At 37.7% G+C, this 387-nt stretch carries 1 protein-coding gene; it reads right to left on the bottom strand.

Annotated features, from left to right (window positions below):
* Nucleotides 1-362 (bottom strand): fibronectin type III domain-containing protein (locus tag CHH91_RS17945; RefSeq protein ID WP_141234192.1); only part of this gene is annotated, 362 nt, incomplete at its 3' end.
* Nucleotides 363-387 lie beyond the last annotated feature (25 nt).

Here is a 387-nt window from a genome sequence, read left to right as displayed (position 1 = left end):
TTAGCAACAGCACCGACAACAACTTCGTATCGTTGACTATTCTTTAAATCCTCAATCTTAAAACTGTTTCTGGTTATCGGTTCAGCATTTACCTTCGTACCATCCAAATAAACGTTATAACCCACTAAATAAGGGTGTCTATTCGGTTGCCAAGTAACTGTTATAGCCGACTCGACACCATTTGCAATAACATTCTTGACTGGCTCAAGTTCAGGCGGTGGCTGTTTTTCCGTTCTTATTGATTTTAACGTTCCAACACTTTCCATGCCTTCCTTGTTTACTGTTTTTACCAATATTCGATAATTGGTATCAAATTTTAAGTTCTCTAGCTTGAAGCTTGTACCAGTCGTTTGCGTAATCAAGGTATCATTCACATATATTTGGACT

Origin of the sequence: Virgibacillus sp. 7505 (assembly GCF_002272135.1) — a bacterium.
Classification (GTDB): domain Bacteria; phylum Bacillota; class Bacilli; order Bacillales; family Amphibacillaceae; genus Terribacillus.
The sequence above is the reverse complement of the archived record's forward strand: the minus strand, read 5'-3'. Positions and strand labels throughout refer to the sequence as shown.